This window comes from Rhodobacteraceae bacterium D3-12 (assembly GCA_025916135.1).
Taxonomy (GTDB): domain Bacteria; phylum Pseudomonadota; class Alphaproteobacteria; order Rhodobacterales; family Rhodobacteraceae; genus JAKGBX01.
The window spans coordinates 267488-286997 of the sequence record CP104793.1 but is presented as its reverse complement, the minus strand read 5'-3'; the positions used below and the strand labels follow the sequence as shown (position 1 = coordinate 286997).

Annotated in this window: 10 protein-coding genes and 2 pseudogenes; 1 reads left to right on the top strand and 11 read right to left on the bottom strand. The window is 61.3% G+C overall.

Annotated elements, in window-relative coordinates:
* Positions 1–5: 5 nt before the first annotated feature.
* The 6 genes and pseudogenes from N4R57_01375 to N4R57_01350 form a co-directional block, all read right to left on the bottom strand.
* The gene (locus N4R57_01375; protein UYV37792.1) at positions 6–1193 is read right to left on the bottom strand and encodes an HlyD family efflux transporter periplasmic adaptor subunit; all 1188 of its coding nucleotides are present in this window, start codon (positions 1191–1193) and stop codon (positions 6–8) included.
* On the bottom strand, positions 1190–3370 hold the full coding sequence (locus N4R57_01370; GenBank protein ID UYV37791.1) for an ATP-binding cassette domain-containing protein: 2181 nt from the start codon (positions 3368–3370) through the stop codon (positions 1190–1192). The genes N4R57_01375 and N4R57_01370 overlap by 4 nt, the downstream gene beginning before the upstream one ends.
* A 27-nt stretch (positions 3371–3397) precedes the next feature.
* Entirely contained in the window at positions 3398–4711 is a 1314-nt protein-coding gene (locus tag N4R57_01365; GenBank protein ID UYV37790.1) for a TolC family protein, read from the bottom strand.
* Between the two features lie 106 nt (positions 4712–4817).
* Positions 4818–7973 carry an Ig-like domain-containing protein gene (locus N4R57_01360; GenBank protein ID UYV37789.1) on the bottom strand — a complete coding sequence of 1052 codons (3156 nt, stop codon included), beginning with the start codon at positions 7971–7973 and terminating at the stop codon, positions 4818–4820.
* Positions 7974–8410: 437 nt separating this feature from the next.
* Positions 8411–9247 carry an alkaline phosphatase family protein gene (locus tag N4R57_01355; protein UYV37788.1) on the bottom strand — a complete coding sequence of 279 codons (837 nt, stop codon included), beginning with the start codon at positions 9245–9247 and terminating at the stop codon, positions 8411–8413.
* A 257-nt stretch (positions 9248–9504) separates the two neighbouring features.
* A pseudogene (locus tag N4R57_01350) lies at positions 9505–11165 on the bottom strand (NAD+ synthase).
* Positions 11166–11366: 201 nt separating this feature from the next.
* Here N4R57_01350 and N4R57_01345 point away from each other — a divergent pair.
* On the top strand, positions 11367–12734 hold the full coding sequence (locus N4R57_01345) for a 2-isopropylmalate synthase (GenBank protein ID UYV39487.1): 1368 nt from the start codon (positions 11367–11369) through the stop codon (positions 12732–12734).
* Between the two features lie 219 nt (positions 12735–12953).
* Here the strand turns inward: N4R57_01345 and N4R57_01340 are convergent, their stop codons facing one another.
* The 5 genes and pseudogenes from N4R57_01340 to N4R57_01320 form a co-directional block, all read right to left on the bottom strand.
* Entirely contained in the window at positions 12954–13871 is a 918-nt protein-coding gene (locus tag N4R57_01340; GenBank protein UYV37787.1) for a histone deacetylase family protein, read from the bottom strand.
* Between the two features lie 109 nt (positions 13872–13980).
* Entirely contained in the window at positions 13981–14514 is a 534-nt protein-coding gene (locus tag N4R57_01335; protein ID UYV39486.1) for a GNAT family N-acetyltransferase, read from the bottom strand.
* A gap of 96 nt (positions 14515–14610) precedes the next feature.
* Positions 14611–16664: pseudogene (locus N4R57_01330) on the bottom strand (acetate--CoA ligase family protein).
* Positions 16665–16826: 162 nt separating this feature from the next.
* Complete coding sequence (locus N4R57_01325; GenBank protein UYV37786.1) at positions 16827–17690, bottom strand: DUF4349 domain-containing protein; 864 nt, start codon at positions 17688–17690, stop codon at positions 16827–16829.
* Positions 17691–17786: 96 nt separating this feature from the next.
* On the bottom strand, positions 17787–19424 hold the full coding sequence (locus tag N4R57_01320; protein ID UYV37785.1) for an ABC transporter ATP-binding protein: 1638 nt from the start codon (positions 19422–19424) through the stop codon (positions 17787–17789).
* Positions 19425–19510 lie beyond the last annotated feature (86 nt).

Sequence of the window (19510 nt, the reverse complement as noted above, 5' to 3'; positions counted from 1 at the left end):
CTTCCTTATGGTTCGCGAAATGCTTCGCGCGACTTATAGAGCGGTTTCAGCAGATATTGCAGCACAGTTTTCGACCCCGTGTGCAATTCCACCTCGGCCTGCATCCCCGGGCGAATGGCGATTTTCGCCTGCCGCTCCGTCAGACGCTCGCGATCAACCCTCAACGTCACCTTATAATGCGCCGAGGCATCCGGGTCACGGGCGCGCTCATCCTTAAATGTATCCGCCGAGATCACGTCGACCGACCCCTTCAAAGAGCCATAAATCGTGTAGTCATAGGCGCTTAGCTTAATCGTGGCCTCTTGCCCGCGCCGCACTCCGGCGATGTTTTCTGGCTTGACCCGCGCCTCGACGAACAACTCCTCGTCCAACGGGATGATCTGCAAAATCTCTTCGCCGGGCCGTACAACCCCGCCAATTGTCGTCACGCTCAAACCGTTAACGATCCCGCGCATCGGGCTGGTCAGCACCGTGCGCGTCAGCTGATCCTGCGACGCCTTCAGCGCTTGTTTCAGCGTCGCCAACTCTTTGAGCGTATCGGAATATTCCTGCGCCCGGTCGAGCTCGGTCTGCGTGACGATCTCGTCAAACCGGATCCGCGCATCCGCCTCTGCCTTGCGCGCCCGCGTCACCTCAAGCAATGCAACGATCTTGCGGCTCAGCAAATCCTCCAGCATCGCCCGCTCCTTGCTCGCCTGATCCAGCACCCGCTTGGCCCCGGCCTTGCGCGAATTGAAATCGCTCTGCCGCGCCACCAAAAGGGCACGCTCCGAGGCAACGATACCGGGGCTGCGCGCCGCCAGCTGCGGCAGCACAGAAAGCTCCGTCCGCCCGGCAAGCTCTGCCTCAAGCCGCGAGCGGCGAATATCAAGCGCCACGATCTGGTCCACCAGATCATCGACCGAGCTTTGAAATTGCGTCGCCCGCAACCGCGCCAGCACATCGCCCTTCTCGACAACCTGCCCTTCCTTGACCGCAAGCTCGGCCAGAATACCGCCCTCAAGGTTCTGAATGATCTGTGGCCGCGACGAGGAAATCATCTCGCCCTCCGACCGCACGATTTCATCGACCGAGGCAAACGCCGCCCAAAAGATGAACAAAAACACCGTCGCCGCCGACAGCCATATGGTCAGGCTCGGCCCGCGCAACCGCGCGTTCAACTGCCCGGCAAGGTTTGTCGTGCCCGCGCTCATGCCGCCCCTCCCGCACCGCGCAGATGCGCCATAACCTGATCACGCGGCCCGTCCACGGCCAGCCGCCCCTGCTGCAACACCAGCGTCCGGTCGGTCAGCTGCAGGATCGGCACACGATGCGTCGCAATCACCGCCGTGCGCCCGTCAAGCCACGTCTTCAGCCGGTCCACCAGCGTGTTCTCCAACGTCTGGTCCAAGGCCGCAGTCGGCTCGTCCAACACGCAAATCTGCGGGTTCTGCAACCACAGCCGCGCCCAGCCGATCGACTGGCGCTGCCCGATGCTCAAGCCCTGCCCGCCGTCCATGATCTCAAGATCGAGCCCCTTGTGATGGTTGCGCACAAATGGCCCCAGCCCGGCGAAATCCAACGCCTGCATCAACCGCGCGTCATCGCGCTCCAACATGGTCAGGTTCAGGTTCTCGCGCAGGCTCCCGGTGAACAGCCGCACATCCTGCCCCAGATAGCCGATCCCGCGGCGCAAATCGCGCGGCTCGATCTGGCTCATGTCGGTGCCATCCAACAAAACCCGCCCGTCGCTCGGCGCATAAAGTCCGCTCAAAACCTTGAGCAGGGTCGATTTCCCCGACCCGTTTGCCCCAAGAATGGCCAGCTTCTGACCCGGCTGAACCACCAGCCCGGCAATTTCCAGCGTCGGCGCGCCATCTTCCTCATAGCGAAAGCGAAAATCGCGGATCTCGTATTTTCCGCCCAACGTCTCGCGCCGCAAATAAGTCCGCCCCTCTTCGCGGTCCTGCGGTGCGGCGGCAATCGCCTCCAACCCGTCCAGCGCGGCCTTCACATTGCCCCAACGCGCCATCGTCCCGGCCAACTGCGTCAGCGGTGCCAACGTCCGGCTGGTCAGGATACCGACGGCGATGATCGACCCCACGGTGAACTCGCCAGCGAAAACCATATATGCGCCAAGGATCACGGCGCTCACATAAGTCGCCTGCTGCACCCCTTGCGACCAGAAGGTCAGCACCGACGCCAGCATCCGCTGCTCGCTCGACTTGGCCGCCGACAGCGCGTTCAACTCGGCCCAAAGCCGGCGCACCCGGTCTTCCGAGCGTTGCGATTTCACCGTGTCCAACTCGAACACGGTCTCATGCAACAAGCGCGAGGCCTTGGCCCCCGCCCCTTGGGTTTCCTGCGTCAGGCGGATCATCCGCTTTTGCATAAAGAACCCCGGAACCACCATCAAGATCCCGCCAAGGATCAACACCCAAACCACGTTGCCCGCAATGCTTGCGACAAGGAAAAGAAAGACAAAGATGAACGGAATATCGGCCAGTGTCCCAATGGTCGACGCAGTGAAAAACTCGCGAACCGAGCCGAATTCGCGCATCGATGCAAACAATTGCGACGGTTGCCGCCCGGCCATCTCGCTGCGCATCCCTAAAAGGCGGTTCATCAACAGCCCCTGCACGCCCATCTCGATCTGTCGCCCCGACCCGTCCAAAAGCCGCGCCCGCGCGATCTTCAAAAACGCTTCCATCAAAAGAGCCAGCCCCGCGCCCGCCGCCAACACCCAAAGCGTCGCTTCGCTTTGGTGCGGGATCACCCGGTCGTAGACCTGCAAGCTGAACAGCGCCACAGACACCGCCAAAAGGTTCGCCACGAACGACCCCAGCGCCACCTCGCCAAAGGTCCGCCGATAACGGGAAAATTCGCCCCAGAACCAATGCGGCTCGGCGCGTTTGGGCGCATGGGCTTTGCTCAAATTCTTGATCGGCGCTTCGGCGCGCACCACCGTGCCGGTGAAAAACGGCTCGAAATCGCCCAAAGGAACCAAGGCGCGATTGTCGGTGCAGGTCGTGTCGTAAAGCACCAAATCGCCGCCATCGACGCCCAGCACCAGAATGAATTGACCGCTGGTCATCTGCGCCAGCGCGGGCCAGGCACCTGTGCCTGCGTGGGTGATGCTTTCAACCTGCGCCAAAAGCCCGACCGCCTCAAGCCCTTCGACCAAGGCGCGCGGGTGTACCCCGTCGTCCTGATCCGCACGCCGCGCGATCACGTCCTCAATGTCGCGTGTGACTGCGGCGACACCGAGCAGGCTGGCATAGGTCGCTGCCAGTTCTGCGCGATGCGCCATGCGGGTCTCGGCTTCGGTCACGGGGCGCCGGGCGCGCTGTCCGTATTTGACACCGGCTTCAGTCGGGATTTCCCCCGACATCAATCGTCAAGGCCACTGGCCTGTCGGTCAAATGTCGCTCCCGTCTACCAAAAGCCCCAATTCGCTCGCGATTTCAAACCGCGTCGCTGCCATTTCATACTTCAGATCAATGCGCGCCTCTTCCTGCGCGATCCAACCTTCGTAAACGCCGACCACATCCATGACCTGCCGCTGTCCCGCATCATATTGCTGTTGGAACAGGTCCAGATTGGCCTTCGCCTGCCCGGCCAGCCCGCTCGCCTCGCCGACCTGCCGCGACAGAGCAGCCAACCGCGCCTCGCGCTTGGCCAGCTTGCGGTTGGCGTCCTCGGTGGCTTGCGACACGCGCCGCCCTGCCGCTTCGGTCGCCGCTTCAATCGCTTTCAGGCTCGCTCCCGTGCCAAACCCCAACCCGTTCGCCGGGGCAAGGTTGGCACCACCGCTGACGCCGGTTTTGGTCACATCCGCGCTTGCCGTCAGGCTCGGCAAAAATCCGGCCCGGTCGATCTTGGCCCCGGCCACGGTGCGCGACTTCTCGGCCTCGGCCAACAACACGCTCAGCGCGCGCGCGTCGCTGCTGCTCACCTGCACATCGGCCAGCCCGCTGATGCCGCCCAGTTTTTTCACCGACATGGCGTTCAACTCGGCCACCGCGCCCTTGGCGGCTTCGGCCTCGGCGGTGTAATCCGATTGCACCTTGGCCAGCTTGTGACGGATCACGCTCAGGTCCGACAGGTCCGAAACCCCGCCCTTGACCCGCTCGTTCATGATGTATTCGAACCGGCTCAAATCCTTCAACGCCGCTTGATAAAGCGCCGCTTTTTCCTGTGCCTTCTGCCCTTTCAGGTAAAGCCCCAAGGCCGTGTGCACCCGGTCATTCGTGTCGATAGCAAGGTTGACTGCGGCCACTTCCACATCGGCGCGCGCAAACTCGCGCTCGGCCTTTTTCTTGCCGTTGTCAAAGATCACCGCGTCAATCACAAGGCTCGCCAGAACCTCACCGAGCGAGCTGAGCGAGATGCTCGGACCCAGCGTCGGCAACCAGTTCTTCGACTGCGCCTCGGCGTTAAGCCGCGCCACGCGCAACTCGCTCTCGGCAGCGCGTGAATTCGCGGCCAGAACCGGAACCGCCACCTTGTCGAACGCGCTGCCATCGGGCAGCACACTGCGCCGCCCCTGCAGATCGCTCATGATGATGCTGTCCGCGTCCTGCTTGGCTTGCTTGGCCTGCTTCGCCGCCGCGCTCGCCCCCAACGGAGAGCCGCGAAACCGCGTGACCCCGTCACCGTCCGCGCCCGAGCCAAAGCTCATACAGCCGCTGACCCCGATCACCGCAACCAAGGACGCAATTGTCCTGACCATTGCCCTCTGCCCCATACCATTGCCCCACTCGCTGGTGCTTATTGTTGTAGTTTTTTTAAGTGCCACCGGGCGGGCGCGGGGATGCGCCCCCGCCCGATGAAATGCCTTAGATCACGACCGTAATATCGTCGTCGATAATCAGCGTCCCGGTGTCACCCAGCGTGTAAACCTCATGGGCCTCGCCGTTGACGTTCTGGGTCTCGCCGGTGCGTGTCGCGCCGGTGATCGTGACCGTGTCATCCGACCCGCCATGCACAACAACCGAGTCGGTGTTATCCGACAGCGCCACAAGCTGCTCTTCGGTGATCGTAAGCTGGCTCTCTTCGGCAAATTGCAGGTCGATCGACTCGATCTGCAAATCGCCAAGGCTTGGGTTGGCCATGTTCACCACACTGGTCGAGCTTTCATCAAGCACAAGGTAGGTCGAGCTCATGTTGCCCGCCCCGTCCTCGGCCGACACAACCAGATGCGATCCATCCGGGATCGTCGGGTTGAACGCATAGGTCGTCTCGCCCAACACCGGAATATCCACGCCCGTCGCGGCAACATCTGTGATCGACCCGTCATTGTGAACGTGGCTGATGCTTACAGTGTCATCCGAGATTTCGGTGGTGATGCCCCGGATGCCCGTGTGATCACGGGTGTAAGAGGCCACATCCGGGCTGCCCGGAAGCGTGGTGTCGATCTCGATATCGCGGGTGATGCTGTCGGTGTTGCCGGCAGCGTCGGTTGCGTTGATCGTCGCCGTGCCGGTGTATTCCCCGCTGGCAATCGCGCTTGCCGGAATGGCGGCGCTCCACATGCCTGCGGCGTCTACGGTCGCGGCAATGCTCTGCCCGCCGAAATCGACCATCACGGTCGACCCCGGTTCGACCTGCCCGGTCAGGGTAAAGCCGTCCTGCGCCTCGGTCGCGTTGACGATATTGTCGCCCTCAACCGCGCCCGCGCTATTGGTCAGCGTGTTCACCAGCGTATCAACCCGAACCGACTGGCTGATGCTGTCGGTGTTGCCTGCAGCATCGGTGACATTGACCTCGATCGTGGTGTCATACTCACCCTGAGGAATCGCGCTTGCGGGGAAATTGGTGCTCCAATTGCCCATCGCATCCACTGTCGCGGTTTGCGTCACGCTGCCCATGGTCACCAGAACGGTCGACCCCGGCTCAACCGTGCCCGCCACCGGCACACCATCGGCACGCTCGGCGTCGTTGACAATGTTGTCGCCTTCCACCGTGTCAGAGTTGAACCCGAGGTTCTCAACCACGGTGTCCACCACAACATTGCCGCTGACGCTGCTGGTGTTACCCGCCGCATCCGTTGCTGTCGCGGTCACGGCAAGGTCATGGTTCCCCTGCGGGATCTCGCTCGCCGCAAAATTCGCGGTCCAGTTGCCGTTCGCATCGACGCTCGCCTGATGGCTGACGCTGCCCATCTGGACAATCACAGTCGACCCCGGCTCAACCGTCCCGGTCAGCGTTGCGCCACCGGCAGCTTCTACCGCGTTCACAATACTGTCCGCGCCACCCGGTGTCCCGGTCAGCTCAAGGTTGTTGACCAGCGTGTCGATGTTGACCGTGCCGCTTGTCGTCGCAACGTTGCCCGCTGCATCCACGGACGAGACATTGACCGTCGCATCTGTTTCACCCTGCGGGATTTCCCCGGCGGCGAAATCAACGCTCCAGTTGCCATTCGCATCAACAGTGGCCGTGTGGCTGACGCCGTTCATTTCCACGGTCACAACCGAACCCGCCTGCGTCGTCCCGGTCAGGGTCAGCCCATCGGACCGCTCTACGGCGTTGACGGTGCCGTCGGTCTCGATACCTGTGTCGTTAAAGGTGACCGAGTTGATGGTATCCACAGCCAGCGTGCTCGACGTGGTGACGCTGTTGCCGTTCACATCGGTCGCAACCGCTGTAACGCTCACATCCTGCTCGCCGGTCGGAATTTCCGAACTCGCGAAATCCGCCGACCATGTGCCACTCGACGTCGCGGTGACCGTGTGGGAATAGCCGTTCATGGTGACAACCACGCTCGACCCGGCCTCGGCCGTGCCGGTCAGGGTGACACCCGCCGCCTGTTCCGTGGCATTGATGATATCATCGCCACCGGCTTGGTTGGCGTCGATCGTTACACCCGCTTCGGTGTCGATCACCACAACATCCGTCACCGTGGTCGAGTTGCCAAAGCTGTCGGTCGAAACAACCGTCACCTCGGTCTCATAGGATCCGCCCGGCACTTCGCTGGGCAGGAACACAACCTCCCACGACCCGTCTTCGGCAACGGTGGTCGAATGAGTTACGTCGTTGATGGTCACATCAATCGACGCGCCCGCTTCGCCCGACCCGGCGATTTCCACACCGTCGGAATGGTCTTCCGCGTTGGTCAGGTCATTGACCGACTTTGTGCCATCTTCGAACGTGATCTCCGGTCCGGTCGTATCAATCACGATTTCCGGCCCGTTCAGGGTGGTTTCCGTGCCGTCGTCCTCGGTCACAACCGCGACAACGTCATAGGTGCCATCTTCGGGGAAATCATCGCCGGTGAATTCCACACCCCAGGTGCCATCGTCACCGGTTGTCGTGCTGACTTCTTCCTCGCCGATGGTGACAACCACTTCCGAGCCGGGCTCGGCCTTGCCGGTGATCACGATCACCTTGTCGTCCTCAGCCAGATCATCGCCGCCCATGGATTGCACGCCGTCCTGATCAATCGCCGGCTCGATCCGCGCCTGCGAGGCCGAGCCGCCACCGGCTCCACCCAAAAGACCCGCACCAGCCACTGCCGCGCCCGCGCCCAAAAGGCCCGCGCCGCCGCCAAGACCACCCAGCAGCCCCGCGCCCAGCATCGACACATTGTCATCTGTCGGCGCTACATGCGCCACTTCGGTGCCATCAAGGAAGATAAGCTGATCCGACGGGCTCCATTTGCCCCACTGCTCGGCCGGTCCATAGGTCGCAAAAACCGCCCCGTCCGCACCTTCAGCCAGAGACACCTCGTTGAGGTAGCCATCTGCCGAAATAAACAACCGCGCACTGTCGCCAGCGCCATAAAAGTCTTCCAGAATTACAACGCGCCCGTCATTCAGCGTAATCTGAAGATTTGTCCCCAGCCGCTGATAGCCCTGCACGTCACTCTGTCTGAGATTGAGCGAAATCTCTTGTCCGGCGCCTGCCGAAATAGGGGTCACGGACCCGTCTGCCGAAATTTCACTACGAATTACTGCGCCCGCGCCATCGCGAACGGCAAAACCAATCGGTTTCATTACACCACCTATGCCTCAATGCGCGGCATCGTTACTCGCACCGCTTTTCTGATGCCATTTTGATACAGAAAAGCGATTCGCCTCGCTAGGGGGAAAATTTTGCAACCTCCCGCAATCATGAGTTTTTTACGAGATGTAGTGGCCCATCCCCCATGAAAACCGCAGTTTGTGGCATTTTCTGGGCGTTGCAAAAATGTTCCGGAAACATCGACATGATTGCAAAAATGTGGGGTCATTCAACCCTAAGGTATAGTCGCTCTCCGGTTTTACAGTGCGATCGGCGCGGCTTTCGCCAAATCACTCCGGCAAATCACGCCGCCAAATCAACCTAGCAAATCACTCTACAAAACCCGTGGCACACCATTCCCGATTGCACGTCCAAACACGCGGCCCGGCCAATGCCCCACCCGTCCGAACGCCCCATCGCCACGTTGAATTCAGCTTAGAAAAACGTCGCCCTGCATCGTCTCGGGCACCTCGGCCCCCAACCGGCTCAGGATCGTCGGCGCAAGCTGCAACTGGCTGATCTCGGTGTCGCGTGCCGGCCCCTGCCCCGGCCCGAAATAATAGAGCGCAGTCAATTGCTGCAAATCACCCCGCCCGCCGTGATGCCCGCGCTCGTCCTGACCGTGGTCCGCCGTCACGATCACCTCGTACCCGGCGGCGCGCCATTGCGGAATGAACGGCGCCAGCATCTCGTCCATGACGAAACAGGCATGATCCATCTGCTGACTCTCGTGAAAAAACCGGTGCCCCATGCTGTCAAGCGTGCAGGTATGCAGCATCCCGTAATTCAACCCTTTTTTCAGGCACAGATTGGTCAGCGTCCCGAACAAATCCACATCCGATGGCGTCATCTGGTTGTCGCCACCATAGCCCGTCATCGTATGGAACCGGCCATGGTTGATCGTGTCGCTGTCGATTTCGTCATAGTCCACGTCGCGCACAAAATCGAACGGATGACGGTTGAAAAACTGGCTCCAGAACGAATGCGCCACCGCGCCCGTTACGCCCCCCGCCTTGCGCACCTGACTGAACACATCCGGCTGCGACAACCGAAACACATTGCCATTGCCGGTACAGCCATGCACCTGCGGCGGCACCCCGGTGTGGATCGAGGCATAGCAAGACGCCGAAATCGACGGCAGCACCGCGCGATGCACAAACCTCTGCGCCTCGCCGCTCTCGACCCAGCCTTCCAGATTGCCAAACAACCGGGTGAAATTGCGCAACGGCACCCCGTCGAGAATGATCAGCAGCAGTTTCTTGTCCATCTACGCTCTCCCCTTTGCCCGCATTCGACCCTTACCAGCCGGCAGAGGCAACCGGTTTTTCGCGCGACAACACCCGTTCGCGCGCCAGCGCCATGCCCGACCTCGGGAGGGCCTTTGAAGCAGGTGGCGCAATCGTTGGGAACCGCAACGCAGGATCCACGCGCACGCCATGATATCTGAATGCCCTCCCCGGGGGAGGTCGGGCATGGCGCTGGCGCGCCGCTTCCCGGCATCAGCGCCGCGCAACGGCTACCGCCTCACGCGTTATCGCGCCACCGGTTCACAATCGGATACCGCCGATCCAGCCAGAAGGCCCGCTTGGTCAACCGCGTTCCCGGCGCTGACTGAAAGCGTTTGTATTCACTGATATAAAGCAGATGCTCCACCCGCTTGACCACATCCCGATCATACCCTGCGGCCACGCAATCCGCGACACTCGCCTCGCGATCCACCAGCATGTCGAGAATACCATCCAGAATGTCATAAGGCGGCAGCGATCCTCGTCCTTCTGGTCCTCGCGCAGCTCTGCACTCGGCGGCTTGTCGATCACGCTCACCGGGATCATCTCACCCTCAGGGGCCATCATCCAATCGGGCCGGTGATTGGCATTGCGCCAGCGGCACATCTCGAACACCCGCGTCTTGTAGAGGTCCTTGATCGGGTTATACCCCCCCGCCATATCGCCATAGATCGTGGCATAGCCCACAGCGACCTCGGATTTATTGCCGGTGGTCAACAGCATCTCGCCAAACTTGTTGCTCATCGCCATAAGCAGCAAACCGCGCAGCCGCGATTGCACGTTCTCCTCTGTCACATCCGGCGCCAGCCCCTCGAACAGCGGCGCCAGCGTGTTGGTGATCGCCTCGCGCCCCTCGGCAATCGGCACGATATCATAGGGCGCACCCAGCGCCCCGGCCACCGCCTTGGCATCCTCCAGCGAACCTTGCGAGGTATACTCCGAGGGCAGCATCACACAGCGCACGTTTTCAGGGCCCAGCGCATCAGCGGCAATCGTCGCCACAATCGCGCTGTCGATTCCGCCCGACAGACCCAGCAACACCTTCTTGAACCCGGTCTTGCCCATGTAATCGCGCAAAGACTCGACCATGGCGCGGTAATCCTGCTCCCATTCGTCGGGCATATGCGCCTTTTCACCCGGCAAGGCCCGCCAGCCATCGTCACCGCGCTCGAAATCCACATGTGTGATCACTTCGTCAAACACCGGCAGATGCAACGCCATCTCCCCGCCGGGGTTCAGCACAAACGACCCGCCATCGAAAATCTGATCATCCTGACCGCCCACCATATTGAGGTAAACCAGCGGCAGATCATTCTCGACCACCCGCGCCACCATATGGTTGAACCGGGTCTCCATCTTGTTGCGATAATAGGGCGAGCCATTCGGCACCAAAAGGATCTCGGCCCCGGTCTCGGCCAGCGTCTCGGCCACGTCTTCATGCCAAGCATCCTCGCAAATCGGCGACCCGATGCGCACATCCTCTACCGCATATGGCCCGCCAAGCGGCCCGCTGGCATAAAGGCGCACCTCGTCAAACACGGTCTCATTAGGCAAATGATGCTTCAAAACCGTGGTGCTGACCTTGCCGCCCTTGCAAATGTAATAGGCGTTGAAAAGCGACGCCCCCTCAAGCGCCGGGCCCCCGATCGCCAGCGCCGGCCCATCGGCACAGGCCTCGGCCAATGCCTCGATCGCCGCAATCGCCGCCTGATGAAACACCGGTTTCATAATCAGGTCCTGCGTGTTGTAACCGGTGATAAACATCTCCGGCAGCGCCAGCATATCGGCCCCCGCCCCGCGCGCCTCTTGCCATGCCGCACGCGCCTTGGCGGCGTTGCCCTCAATGTCTCCGACCGTTGGATTCAACTGCGCCAGAGTAAGCCGAAACCTGTCCGCCATACCGAATTTCCTTCTCGTTCCGCGCCAAGGTTTAGCAGATAGCCGCGCAAGCGAAAGACGAATTGCCCGAATCCCGTTGCCTGCCCGCGCCTGCTGCCTTAATTTCCTCCTATCCCGCTGTGGGCAAACCACGGCGGAGAGACCACAGGGTAGGGTATAATGACCAAATTGCTGAACTCTCGTCTTGCCAGAGCCACGCTCATGCTTGCTCTTTCCATGACCTACGCCCAAGCGGCCTCGGCCCAGGACGGCAAGGTGCAAACCAAGCAATACGATGATGGCGGCACCTATGAGGGCACGTTCAAAAACGGGCTCCAGCACGGCACCGGCACCTATCACCTGCCCAACGGCTATGAATACGTTGGCAATTGGGTCGAAGGCGAGATCAAAGGCAAAGGTATTGCCCGCTTCCCCAATGGCTCGGTCTATGAAGGCGAGTTTTCCAAGGGCAAACCCCACGGGCTGGGCAAGATCGTGTTCTCCGATGGTGGCACCTACGAGGGGACATGGGCAGACGGCAAGATCCTCGGTCAAGGCGTCGCCACCTATGCCAACGGCGTTAGCTACGAAGGCGGCTTTCGCAATGCCATGCACCACGGCAAAGGCACCATGCTCTCGCCCGGCGGCTATAAATACGAAGGTGACTGGGTCAATGGCGTCAAGGACGGCATGGGCAAGATCACCTACCCCGATGGCGCGGTCTATGAGGGCCAGATCGTCAAAGGCGCCCGCGAAGGCACCGGCAAACTCACCATGCCCGACGGGCTGGTCTATACCGGCCTCTGGAAAGACGGGCAGATCAACGGCAAGGGCACGCTGACCCAACCCAATGGCGACGTCTACGAGGGCGACCTTATCGCCGGTCAGCGTCAGGGCACCGGCAAAGTCACCTACGCCAATGGCGATGTCTATGTCGGCTCCTTCAAAGACGACAAGCGCGAAGGTCAGGGCACCTTTACCGGCGCCGATGGCTATCGCTATGTCGGCTCATGGATCGCGGGCCGCATCGAAGGCACCGGCGAAGTCACCTACCCCGATGGCTCGGTCTATGTCGGGCAATTCCGCAATGATCTCGCCGATGGGTTGGGCAAAATCACCTACCCCGATGGCTCGGTGTTTGAGGGCAAATGGGCCGGCGGCGTGATCGAAGGCCAAGGCAAGGCAACCTATGCCAATGGCGTCACCTACGAGGGCGGCTTCAAAAACGCCCAGAACCACGGCAAAGGCGTGATGACCTATGCCGATGGCTATCGCTATGACGGCGATTGGGCCAATGGCCAACGCCACGGAACAGGCACGGCCACCTATCCCGACGGCACCGTCTACAAAGGCGCCTTCGCCAAGGGCCAACGCCACGGCAAGGGCGAGATCATCATGCCCGATGGCTTCCGCTATGTCGGCGAATGGAAAAACGGCGAGATTTCGGGCCAAGGTGTCGCCACCTACACCAATGGCGACGTTTACGAAGGCACCTTCCTCAACGGCAAACGCCAGGGCAGCGGCAAGATGATCTACTCCGAAGGCACCACCGAAAGCGGCACATGGGAAAACGGCGCGCTCAAGAACTGAGCCGCGTCGCGCCAAGCCGCGCATCGCCAGACCGGGGCCAGATCGGGGCCAGACCGGGGGGATGGCGACCCATCGCACGCCGAAGGGCACTTTATCCCCGCCAAGCACTCCCCCCGCTCAGAATAACACCCAGCCCTCACAAAATCGCCAGCCCAAGGGCCGGTCTGGCGATGCGCGGCGGCCTGCGGCCTTGATTCCGCGCCGGAAAACCGCAACCCCCTAGCCGATCAGCACATTCATATGCGCCACCACGCTGCGCGCCAACGCCCCCGGCTCATAGCCGCCTTCCAGCATCGACAAAATCCGCCCCTCCGCATGGGTTTTGGCCACGGCCAGCAGTTTCTCCGTCACCCAACGATAGTCATTATCCGTCAGCGCAAGATGCGACATGTCATCCGCGACATGGGCGTCAAACCCGGCCGAGATAAACACAAACTCCGGCCGGAACGCCTCCAGCGCGGGCAGCCAATGCGCGGTTACAGCGGCGCGAAACTCCTCGCCGCCCGCCCCGGCGCTCAGCGGCACATCAACAAGGTTCGCAGTGTCGCTCTCATGGCCGGTAAACGGGTAAAACGGATGCTGAAACGACGAACAGAACAAAACCCTCGGCTCGTCTTTGAAAATGTCCTCGGTCCCGTTGCCGTGATGCACGTCGAAATCAATGATCGCCACCCGCGACAGCCCATAAGCCTCCAACGCATGCGCCGCCGCCACCGCGATATTGTCAAACAGGCAAAACCCCATCGCCCGGTCCCGCTCGGCATGATGGCCGGGCGGGCGCACGGCGCAAAACCCGGCATGGGCGTCGCCCTGCATGATCAGATCGACCCCCAGCACACCGGCCCCCGCCGCCCGCTCGGCAGCGCGCAGCGTGCCCGGCGACATCACCGTATCCCCGTCAATCTCGACCGAACCGTCAAGCGGCGCCATCGCATAGACCCGATCAAGGTATGCGCTCCCATGAACCCGCTCCAACTGCGCCCGCGTCACCAAAGGCGCATCATGGGTGCGGACCACAAAATCCAACCCCGACATGATCATCTGATTGTCGATCGCCGACAGGCGCTCGGCCTGATCCGGGTGCAAATGTCCGGTGTCATGCTCCATGCAATCCGCATGGGTGATATAGGCCAGCATTGGGGGCTCCCCTCCCTAAAGCGCACGATATCGAACGGGCACTTGCGTCCCCGCCTCTCTCCTGAATTCGCGCGTTTCCGGCGGGTGTCACCACCCCTTGCCTATGGGTCTACAACTCCCGCTCGACAATCACAATCTCGCGTTCATCGGGCGAGCGTCTGGCGCTAAAGCCAAGCTCCTCCATCATCGCCAGCATCGGCTCGTTCTCGCGCAACACCGTGCCCTCGATATGGGTCAGCCCGCGATCCCGCGCCGCCTCCATCAAGGCCTTCATCAACCGTGTGCCGATGCCCTGATGCTGCACCGCATCCGTCACCGCCACGGCAAATTCGCAACTCCGTCGGTCCGGGTTGATGACATAGCGCGCCACGCCGATCTGCTCGCGGCTGCCATTGGTGCCCACCATCGCAACAAGAGCCATTTCGGCGCGGTAATCAATCTGTGTAAACCGCGCCAGCATTTCGGGCGACAGCTCATTCACCATCCCCATAAACCGGAACCGCCGCGCCTGCGGAGACAGGTTCTGCACGAAAATCCGCTCGTTCTCGGCATCCTCCGGGCGGATCGGGCGAATGGTCAACTGCCGACCGTCCGACAAATGCGTGCTTTGCACCAACTCGCGCGGATAGGGATGGATCGCCATGTGGTCATAGGCACCATCACGGCTCGGCGGGCGCTTGATCGAAATGCGCGCATCCACGGTCAAAACCCCGTCCGGTCCGGCAAAGATCGGGTTCAGGTCAAGCTCGGCAATCTCGGGCAATTCGCAAATCATGTCCGACACCCGCAAAAGCACATTGATCACGGCCTCGCGGTCTGCGGCTTCTTTCTCGCGGAACGCGCCCAGCATCTTCGAAATCTTCGTCCGCCTGATCTGGCGCGCGGCCAGAACGGTGTTCAGCGGCGGCAACTCCAGCGCCGTGTCGTTCAACACTTCCACCGCCGTGCCCCCCGCGCCGAACATGATCACCGGGCCGAACACCGGATCGCGGCTCGCCCCGATCACCAACTCTCTCGCATCGCGAAGATCGGCCATCCGCTGCACCGTCACGCCGGTGATCCGCGCCTCGGGCCGCCGCTCGCTCGCACGGGTGGTGACCTCCTGAAACGCCTCCACAACATCCGCCGCATTGGCCAGCCCCAGCTTCACCCCCCGACATCCGATTTATGCGTGATATCCGGGCTCAGGATCTTTACCGCCACCGCAAAACCCACCGTCTCCGCCGCAACCAAAGCCTCCGCCGCGCTATTCGCCTCAATCGTCATATTCGTCGGAATGTGGAAACTGCGCAAAATCGCCTTGCTCTCGATATCGTTGAGCATGTCGCGCCCCTCGCGCAGCGCCGTGTCGATAATCATCCGCGCCCCGGTCAGGTCCACGGCCTCTTCGACCTCGTTCATTGGCCCCGGCACTTCCAGCGCCAGCTTCTGGTGCCGGTAATGCTGCGCCAAATATGAAAACGCCTCAACCGCGCGCTCCGGCGTGATAAAATCGGGGATGCCCGCCTCGCTCAAAATCCTGCGGCCTTCCGCGATCAAGGTCTGCCCCATCCAACAGGCCAGCACCGGCTTGCTCCGCCGCTTGGGCAGGGCGTCAACCACGGCTTGCGCCACTTTGGTCGCATCGGTCCGCGCCTGCGGGGTCAGCAACACCAACACCCCGTCAAACGCCTTGTCCGCCAAACACGCTTTGACCGCTTCGGCATAGGTCTCCGGCCCCGCATCGCTCAGAATATCAACCGGGTTTGATCGGCTCCAATAAGTCGGCAAAACCGCGTCCAATGTGGCCACGGTCTCTTCCGACATCTCACAAACGTCGATGCCCAAATCCCCGGCGCGATCCGCCGCCAGAACCCCGGCACCGCCGCCATTGGTCACAACCCCAAGCCGCTTACCGCCCATCCGCTTGTGCGCGCTCAATATCTCCGCCGCGGCGAACAGCTGCCCGAACGTATGCGCCCGCACAGCCCCCGACCGCGCCAGCGCCACGTCAAACACCGCATCCGACCCGATCAGCGCCCCGGTATGCGTGTTCGCAGCCTGCGAATTGGCCACATGCCGCCCCGATTTCAGAACGATCACCGGCTTGGAGCGCGCCGCAATCCTAAGCGCACTCATAAAGCTCGCAGCGTGGTTGATCCCCTCGATATAGAGCAGGATCGCGTCGGTTTTCGGGTCCGTCGCAAGGAATTGCAGCACATCTCCGAAATCGACATTGTTGGAATTTCCAAGGCTCACAATCGCCGAAAACCCGGCGTGATGCGGCCCCGCCCAATCGGCAATCGCCGAGGACAACGCCCCCGATTGCGACACCACCGCCAACCGCCCCTGCGGCGGATCAGAATTCAGAAACGTCGCGTTCAATCCCAACCATGGCCGCATCAGCCCCACGCAATGCGGCCCCATGAACCGCACCCCGGCCTTGCGCGCCGCTTCAACCAGCTCATCTTCCAGCCGATGACCCGCCTCACCCGCCTCGCGGAACCCGGCAGAAAGCACAATTGCCGCCCCAACGCCCGCCGTGCCCAACTCCTTTATAATCCCCGGAATGGTCTCGGCTGGCGTGGCAATCACGGCAAGGTCGATCTTCTCCTCGACCTCTAAGATAGAGTTGAAACAGGCCTGCCCGCGCACGGTGTCATAGCGCGGATTGATCGGCACAATCGGGCCGTCAAACGCCCCCGCCAACAGGTTGGCATGCACCTTCGAGCCTACGCTCGTCGCGCTTTCGCTCGCCCCGAATACGGCAACACCCTTGGGGTTGAACAATGTCTCAAGCGGACTTTTGAACATGGCAAAGCTCTTCTACAGATCCCGATCACCCTATCATGCTGCACCTGCAAAGTGAATGACGGAATTTTCCGCCGAAACGCGGCCCATCGTTCATAAACTGCAAATATTTACAATGCGTTAACGCCACTTTGCACTTGCAGCATTGTCGCTGCTGACCCGAGGTTAGCTTTCCGGTGTCTCCGCCGCAATCCTGCGCGCCATTTGCACCACCACCATGACCAATGCGGCTCCCAACATGGCAAGAATAAACGCCGCGCCAATGCCAAGGCTGGCAAATATCGTCCACTCCATCGCGACCTTAACGCGCTGAACAAACGGGATAAATCGCTCGATCGGCGGGCGGACTTCGCTCAGGGTAAGCTTGATCGTGACAAACTCAAACTCGCTGTCAAACTCCCCCACCGACACGCCCAGATTCTGGATTTGCGTCTCAAGCTCAAGAATCTGACGCTCCAGCGAAATCAGGTCCGACAACTCCGCGTCCCGCGCCTTCAACTCGATCAGATTGTCGCGCGATTTGGCAAGGCTCTGCTGCTGCGCCAGCAACGCGCGGTATTCGTTGGTCTTGTCGGTCTTGTTCACCTGAAACGTCACCGGCTTGCCAATATCGCGCAGCTTACCGATCACCTCGTCAAACGCATCCGGCGGCACCCCCAGCGCCAATTGCAGCTGTCGCCGCCCGGCAAGACCAAAGCTCTGCTCGTGCTGGATCAACGCCTCTGCAGCCTTGGCCACATCGCGGATCGCGCCCTCGTCTTCCTCAAACCTGTGGCTCGACTGGCCCAGCGTCGCGACCTTCTCATACCGCTGATCAACCGATTGCGGGCCCAGCGCGGACGCCCCCTTCTGACCTGCATAATTCTTTCGGCTCAGCGCGAAATCATAGCCGATATTGCTGCCGACAACGCCCTCCTCGATCACCTCGCCATTGGGCTGCGTGGCATAGCCATATCCCAGCCGCAGCAGGAACAGCGCCACAAACATCAAGGCAAAAACAACCGCGGTGCGCGTCACAATCGGTTTCATATCAACTCACTCATAAAATTGGCTTAACACCAAATTGCACCCAACGGCGCAATCCCCGCAAGCCCGCAGGCTCCGCCCCCGGCAAACCGGCAACAATCAGTTGCCGGCGCTTTCCATTTTGCGATGCGCGATCACCTCTTCCAGCCAGCCCAGCTTCATCTCTGGCACAGAGCTCAACAGCAGGTCGGTGTAATCGTCAAACGGCGGCGCCAGCACCTCGGATTTCGAGCCATAGCGCACCACTTCGCCCTGATACATCACCGCGATACTGTCGGCGATGGCCTTCACCGTCGCCAGATCATGGGTGATAAACAGATAGGCCACATCCTCGATCTTTTGCAGCCTGAGCAGCAGCTTGAGAATGCCGTCCGCGACCAGCGGATCAAGCGCGCTCGTCACCTCGTCACAGATGATAAGCTTCGGCTTCGCCGCCAAGGCCCGCGCAATGCAAACCCGCTGTTTCTGCCCACCAGAAAGCTCGGCCGGGTAGCGGTCGATAAACCCCTCACCCATCTCGATCTCTTCCAACAGCTCGGCAATCCGCTTCTGCTTTTCCTTGCCCCTCAGGCCGAAATAGAACTCCAGAGGCCGCCCGATGATCGTGCCCACCGTCTGGCGCGGGTTCATCGCCGTGTCCGCCATCTGATAGATCATCTGCAACTCGCGCAAATCCTCGCGGCTGCGCGTCGGAAGGGCCGCGCTCAACTCGCGCCCGGCAAATTCGATCCGCCCCGCGCTAGGCGGCAACAGGCCGGTGATCACCCGCGCCAAGGTCGATTTACCCGACCCGCTTTCGCCCACAACAGCCAAGGTTTGGCCGGGGTGCAACTCCACGTTCACGTCTTTCAAAACATCGAAAGTCGTGCCGCGATAGCGCGCAGTGATGTGTTCCACCTTCAAAACCGCATCGGGCGTGGGTGTCTTTTCCTCATGGTTGATCGAGCGTACCGACACCAAGGCCTGCGTATACTCTTCCTGCGGCGCATTGATGATCTGATCGACCGGGCCGTATTCGACCATCTCGCCCATTTTCAGAACCATGATATCGTCGCTCACCTGCGCCACCACGGCCAGATCATGCGTGATATAAAGCGCCGCGACCCCGGTGTCGCGGATCGCCTCCTTGATCGCTTTCAACACGTCAATCTGCGTCGTCACATCCAGCGCAGTGGTCGGTTCGTCAAACACCACAAGGTCCGGCTCGGGGCACAGCGCAAGCGCGGTCATACAGCGTTGCAACTGCCCGCCCGACACCTGATGCGGAAAGCGTTTGCCGATGTTCTCGGGGTCCGGCAGGCCCAGCTTGTCAAACAGCGCCACGGCCCGTGCCTCGGCGTCCTTGCGGCTGAACTTACCTTGCTCCACGGCGGCCTCCACCACCTGATCCATGATCTTCTTGGCCGGGTTGAAACTCGCCGCCGCCGATTGGCTGACATAGGTCACCTCGCCACCGCGCAAACGGCGCACATCGCGGAACGAAGTCTTGAGAATATCGCGCCCGTTCACCCAGACCTCGCCGCCGGTGATCTCAACACCACCGCGACCATAGGCCATGGTCGACAGGCCGATCGTCGATTTCCCGGCGCCGGATTCCCCGATCAGGCCCAGAACCTTGCCCGCTTCCAGATCGAAATCCACACCATGCACGATCTCGATCGGATGCGGCTTCTCACCCGGCGGATAAACCGTCGCCCCGATCTTGAGGCCGCGCACCTTTACCAATGGTTCAGTCATGTCGCGCCCTCCAGAGCCGGATAGCCCCCGACCGCGGGTGGGGGTGAAGCCCCCGCCCGTGGGGGCGGTCGGGGGCTGTCCGGCGT

Coding starts and splice junctions, on each gene's coding strand:
- N4R57_01375 (UYV37792.1), bottom strand. CDS start 1,193: ATGAGCGCGGGCACGACAAACCTTGCCGGGCAGTTGAACGCGCGGTTG.
- N4R57_01370 (UYV37791.1), bottom strand. CDS start 3,370: ATGTCGGGGGAAATCCCGACTGAAGCCGGTGTCAAATACGGACAGCGC.
- N4R57_01365 (UYV37790.1), bottom strand. CDS start 4,711: ATGGTCAGGACAATTGCGTCCTTGGTTGCGGTGATCGGGGTCAGCGGC.
- N4R57_01360 (UYV37789.1), bottom strand. CDS start 7,973: ATGAAACCGATTGGTTTTGCCGTTCGCGATGGCGCGGGCGCAGTAATT.
- N4R57_01355 (UYV37788.1), bottom strand. CDS start 9,247: ATGGACAAGAAACTGCTGCTGATCATTCTCGACGGGGTGCCGTTGCGC.
- N4R57_01345 (UYV39487.1), top strand. CDS start 11,367: ATGCTTGCTCTTTCCATGACCTACGCCCAAGCGGCCTCGGCCCAGGAC.
- N4R57_01340 (UYV37787.1), bottom strand. CDS start 13,871: ATGCTGGCCTATATCACCCATGCGGATTGCATGGAGCATGACACCGGA.
- N4R57_01335 (UYV39486.1), bottom strand. CDS start 14,514: ATGGCGATCCATCCCTATCCGCGCGAGTTGGTGCAAAGCACGCATTTG.
- N4R57_01325 (UYV37786.1), bottom strand. CDS start 17,690: ATGAAACCGATTGTGACGCGCACCGCGGTTGTTTTTGCCTTGATGTTT.
- N4R57_01320 (UYV37785.1), bottom strand. CDS start 19,424: ATGACTGAACCATTGGTAAAGGTGCGCGGCCTCAAGATCGGGGCGACG.